Genomic DNA, 5,198 nt, shown 5'->3' on the forward strand with positions numbered 1-5,198 from the left:
CCCAGCTAACTTTATACCCCATCCCTTCCTCTTTTCTATCCAGAACAAACCAATAACCCACTGGAAGTTTCACCATGACCCTCATTTCATCCATTAACCCAACCACAGGAAAAGTTATCAAACAATTTCAACCCCACTCCAATGAAGAAATAAATATAGCTCTCAGAAAAGCAGATACCGTGTTCCATGAATGGAAAGAACTTGATGTATCCGAACGCAGCAAACTTTTAAGTGATTTCTCACAACTGTTGCGGAACAAAAAACAGGAGCTTGGAGAACTTATCACCCTGGAGATGGGCAAGGTCATAAAGCAGTCAGTGGCCGAGGTTGTGAAGTGTGCCGATACCATCGATTATTTTGCGGTACATGCAGAGGAACTTATGCAGCCAGAGAAGGCAGAAACAGATGCCGCCCAGTCCATGGTATCTTACGAGCCCATGGGGCCAGTACTGGCCATCAAGCCCTGGAACTTCCCTTTCTGGCAGGTGCTCAGTGCAACTTCCCATATCCTTGCAGCAGGCAACGTAATGCTGCTCAAGCATTCCAGTTACGTACCTATGTGCGCCCTGAAAATGGAGGAACTGCTCCTGGAAGCAGGATTTCCTGAGGGGGTATTTCGGACATTGTTGATCGACGGTCCCACAGCTTCCTCGCTCATCTCAAGGGACGAGATCAAAGCAGTTTCATTCACTGGAGGCGAGATTGCGGGAAAAAAAGTAGCAGAGCTTGCAGCCCGCAATATGAAGAAGTTCGTACTTGAACTTGGAGGCAGCGACCCATTCATAGTGCTGGCTGACGCGGATGTTGAAAAAGCAGCAACTGTGGCTGTACCCAGCAGGTGCATCAATACAGGCCAGACGTGCATAGCAGCCAAGAGGTTCATAGTGGTCCAGGAAGTGGCAGAGGAGTTTACCAGTAAGTTTGTAGATGTCACAGAAAAACTCAAACTCGGAGATCCAATGGACAAGACCACAGACATTGGGCCACTGGTGCGTGAAGAACAGATATCCATTCTTGAACAGCAGGTGAAAGATGCCATCTCAAAAGGAGCAAAAGCTCTCCTGCCCGGAGGAAGGGTGGAACGAGAGGGATTCTTCTATTCTCCTATGGTACTTGCAGATGCTACTCCCGAGATGAAAGTAATGACAGAGGAGACCTTCGGACCTGTAGCACCGATAATTTCTGTTAAGAACGAGCAGGAAGCCATCACTGTTGCCAACAGTACTCAGTTCGGCCTGGGGGCAAGCATCTGGACAGAAGATAGGGAGAAAGGAGCTTTGCTTGCCAGAAAGCTTGAGACAGGAATGGTGGCTATTAATGCGTTCTTCCGACCAGAAGCGTGCATGCCTTTCGGGGGCATAAAGGGAAGCGGAATGGGCAGAGAAATGGCAAAACACGGATTCTATGAGTTTATGCACCTCAAGTCAATAAAAATATACTGAATGTGGGAGAGGAATATCCAAACATATATTGTCCCAACATACGCCAGAAATAGCATTGGTTTAATATGTAGTAGACCCAATTTTAAAAACGGATGAATATATACGTCGGAGAGGGATAAACAATGAAAGTGATGAGATCTGTAAATCCTGCTACAGGAGAATTAAATGGTGAATATGAGATATTTTCATCGGAAAAGGTGGAAGAAGCCTTAAAAAAATCAAGGGTGGCATTTAAAGAATGGAAGGACACTGAGGTTTTTAACCGTGAATATTACCTTGACAATGTAGCAGGAGTACTCCGGGAAAGGGCGCAGGAACTTGCACAGACCATCACTATTGAGATGGGCAAACCCATCAGAGAATCCCTGGATGAAATAGAAAAATGTGCACGGGTCTTCGATTACTTTTCAGAGCAGGCTGAGGTGTTCCTCTCCCCGGAATTTGTGGAAACCGAGGCTGAAGCATCTGGCATAGTACTTGAACCACTGGGAACGATCCTTAGCATCATGCCCTGGAATGCACCGTTCTGGCAAGCATTACGTTTTGCTGCTCCTGCACTGGCCGGTGGTAATGTAGTATTGCTCAAGCATGCAAGTTATGTGCCAAAGTGTGCTCTGGCGATCGAGAACATATTCAAAGAGGCAGAGTTCCCAGAAGGTGTATACCAGACCTTGTTAATAGATGGACCCACTGCATTGTCCCTTATACCCAGAAATGAGATCAATGCCGTATCTTTCACAGGAGGGCGGCAGGCAGGAGAGAAAGTTGCTGCTGCCGCAGGTGGCAGTATCAAGAAGTGCATACTGGAACTTGGTGGCAGCGATCCATTCATCGTACTGGATGATGCAGATATCGAAAAAGCTGCAAAGGCAGGAGTTTTGAGCAGATTCCAGAATGCCGGACAGAGATGTACCGCAGCCAAGAGGTTTATTGTAGATGCAACTATTGCTGAAGATTTTACTTCAAGGTTCCTGGAACACGTCCGGGACCTGAAGATAGGTAATCCACTTGACCCTAACAACGATATGGGACCTCTGGTAAATACAGAACAAGCGGATTTTGTGCAGGATCAGGTGGACAGGACTCTTAAAGCCGGAGCAGATGTGCTACTTAAAGGTGGCAAACAGGAAGAAAAAGGCAGTTTCTTCTACCCGGTGGTGCTCGGCAATATAACCGAAGGTGCACCCGTACTTACCGAGGAGACTTTCGGACCAGTTGCACCTATAGTAACATTCAGGAACGAAGATGATGCTATACGGATAGCCAACAGCACAGAATTCGGTCTAGGGGCAAGTATATGGAGCAAGGACAGGGAAAGAGCTGTGGTGTTCTCAAAGGAAATTGAAGCAGGACTCATAGCCATAAACAGCGGCGTATCCTCAGATTCCCGCCTGCCACTTGGAGGTTTCAAGAAAAGCGGATTTGGTAGGGAGTTGCACAGGATTGGAATGTATGAGTTCTTAGGAGCAAAATCGATGAAGGTGTTCTGAAAATGAAAGGCAGTGACCTCTTGGTAAAATGCCTCGAAAACGAGGGTGTGGAATACATTTTTGGCATTCCGGGTGAGGAGACCGTGGACCTGACGGATTCCCTTTCCAGATCAAAAATAAAGTTCATAGTGACGCGCCATGAACAATCCGCAGCCTTCATGGCCGATGTCTACGGCAGGCTCACCCACAAGCCAGGAGTCTGCCTTGCAACCCTGGGCCCGGGAGCAACCAATCTGATCACAGGTGTCGCTGATGCGAACCTTGACAGAGCACCCCTGGTAGCTATTACCGGACAGGCCGGACTTGAAAAGACCCACAAGGAAGCCCATCAGTACCTGAACATAGTGGAAGCCTTCCGGGAGTTCACCAAATGGAACTCCAGCGTGACAAGAGCAGATTTCATACCTGAGATAGTTAGTAAAGCTTTTGATATAGCCAGAGACCGACCAGGGGCAACACATATCGAGCTTCCAGAGGACATTGCTGCAGAGCAAACAAACAAAGTACCCCTTGTAAAGAAACCATATTCGCACATACGGATGCCTGACGAGGATGAGCTGCAGCGTTCAGCTATGCTGATCGAGGCTGCTACGATGCCTGTAATTCTGGCAGGCAATGGCGTTATAAGAGAAGAAGCGTCTGAAGAATTGCGCAAATTCGTGAGAAGCACCGGAATTCCTGTGGTTACAACTTTCATGGGCAAAGGTGCTTTCCAGGCTGATGATGAACATTACCTGGGATCGATGGGTATCAGAGACCGGGACCATATCATGTGCGGTTTTGCGAGAGCAGATCTGGTCATCTGCATAGGATTCGATCATGTGGAGTATAGTCCCAGGTTCTGGAATCCGGATGGCTCCAAGAAAATAATCCATATCCATTCTGACCATCACGAAATCGATGAAAAATACATCCCTGATCTGTCGCTCGTAGGAAATATACTCACTTCCCTGAAACACCTGACACCTTTCTGTAAGAAAAGAGAAATTCCAGAATACTTCTCAAAGGTTAGGAAGAACATGGAAGAGGAACTCGTTGGGTTTAAGGACGACATAGCGTTCCCCATGAAACCTCAAAAGATCATATACGATATAAGGCAAGCCCTGGATAGGAAAGATATTCTTATCAGCGATGTGGGTGCTCACAAACTATGGATAGGGCGCCTTTATCCTGCATATGAACCAAACACAGTACAAATATCCAATGGGCTTGCATCTATGGGATTCGCACTTCCCGGAGCTATTGCAGCAAAACTCGTGAAGCCGGAAAGAAAAGTAGTTGCTGTAGCCGGAGATGGTGGGTTCCTGATGAATGTACAGGACCTTGAAACCGCAGTACGTCTCAGATGTGATATAGTAATAGTGATATTCGATGACGCCAAGTTCGGACTCATCGAATGGCATGAAAAGAAAAAGTTCAATTCCAGCTTTGGAATAGACTTCCTCAACCCTGACTTTGTCAAACTTGCCGAGAGCTTTGGAGCACAGGGAATAAGAATAGAAAAGGCAGAAGATTTCAAACCACAACTTGAAAATGCGCTAAAAACGGGTGGAGTCTGGCTTATGGATGTGAAAGTGGACTATTCCGAAAATATGAAGCTCACGGAAAAGCTGCGCAACAACTTCTGTGTAGTTTAACTGAATGAATTAAGAAATTATCGTTAACTTTTTTAGATTTACATATCAGCTTCAATCCATAAGGACTGCTCAGATGTACATATTCAGCAACAAGAATCATCTTAGGGGAAATTCCAGACATAAGGTGAATAATCCAGCAAAAAGATACTGAGTTCAAATTAATCTTTTTGAGGCATATTGAAGCTTGGTATATACTTTTAATTCCAATTAAACCTTTAATTTTCTTAGTTTTTACTATGGGCCTATGAATAAGTGTAAGTTTCTTTTTATTTTAATTTGGTTTATTAGACCATGTTAAGAACAGGATTGTGCTAATCAAAGATCAACAGCCAATCAATCATACGATCATAAGATGCAGGTTCCAAAAACAAAAGAAGAAATGAAGGAGTTTATAATGAAGAACAGAACACTGATCAACTATATTGTAGATGTACCATTGATGGTCCTGACGGTCCTTGAAGGACTTTCAGGCATCTTTCTCCAGTTTGGAGGAAGAAATGCCTCATATCTGGGCTTGAGCATGTTCGAATGGAAACAGATTCACTTAGTAGCCGGAATGCCTATGGTGATATTGTTCATCATTCACCTCGCATTACACTGGAGATGGCTTGTCTGTGTAACTAAGAACA

At 45.4% G+C, this 5,198-nt stretch carries 4 protein-coding genes; all 4 read left to right on the forward strand.

Annotated elements, in window-relative coordinates; translation table 11 throughout:
• Window positions 1-74: 74 nt before the first annotated feature.
• The gene (locus ACCM36_RS06630; protein ID WP_370572964.1) at window positions 75-1,442 is read left to right on the forward strand and encodes an NAD-dependent succinate-semialdehyde dehydrogenase; all 1,368 of its coding nucleotides are present in this window, start codon (window positions 75-77) and stop codon (window positions 1,440-1,442) included.
• Between the two features lie 122 nt (window positions 1,443-1,564).
• On the forward strand, window positions 1,565-2,932 hold the full coding sequence (locus ACCM36_RS06635) for an NAD-dependent succinate-semialdehyde dehydrogenase (protein ID WP_370572965.1): 1,368 nt from the start codon (window positions 1,565-1,567) through the stop codon (window positions 2,930-2,932).
• A gap of 2 nt (window positions 2,933-2,934) precedes the next feature.
• Entirely contained in the window at window positions 2,935-4,569 is a 1,635-nt protein-coding gene (locus ACCM36_RS06640) for an acetolactate synthase large subunit (RefSeq protein WP_370572966.1), read from the forward strand.
• A gap of 394 nt (window positions 4,570-4,963) precedes the next feature.
• Window positions 4,964-5,198, forward strand: a 235-nt coding sequence (locus ACCM36_RS06645) for a DUF4405 domain-containing protein (RefSeq protein ID WP_370572967.1), incomplete at its 3' end; no start/stop codon positions are given.

The sequence above is a fragment of the Methanomethylovorans sp. genome (assembly GCF_041305605.1).
In the GTDB taxonomy this organism is placed as follows: Archaea; Halobacteriota; Methanosarcinia; order Methanosarcinales; family Methanosarcinaceae; genus Methanomethylovorans.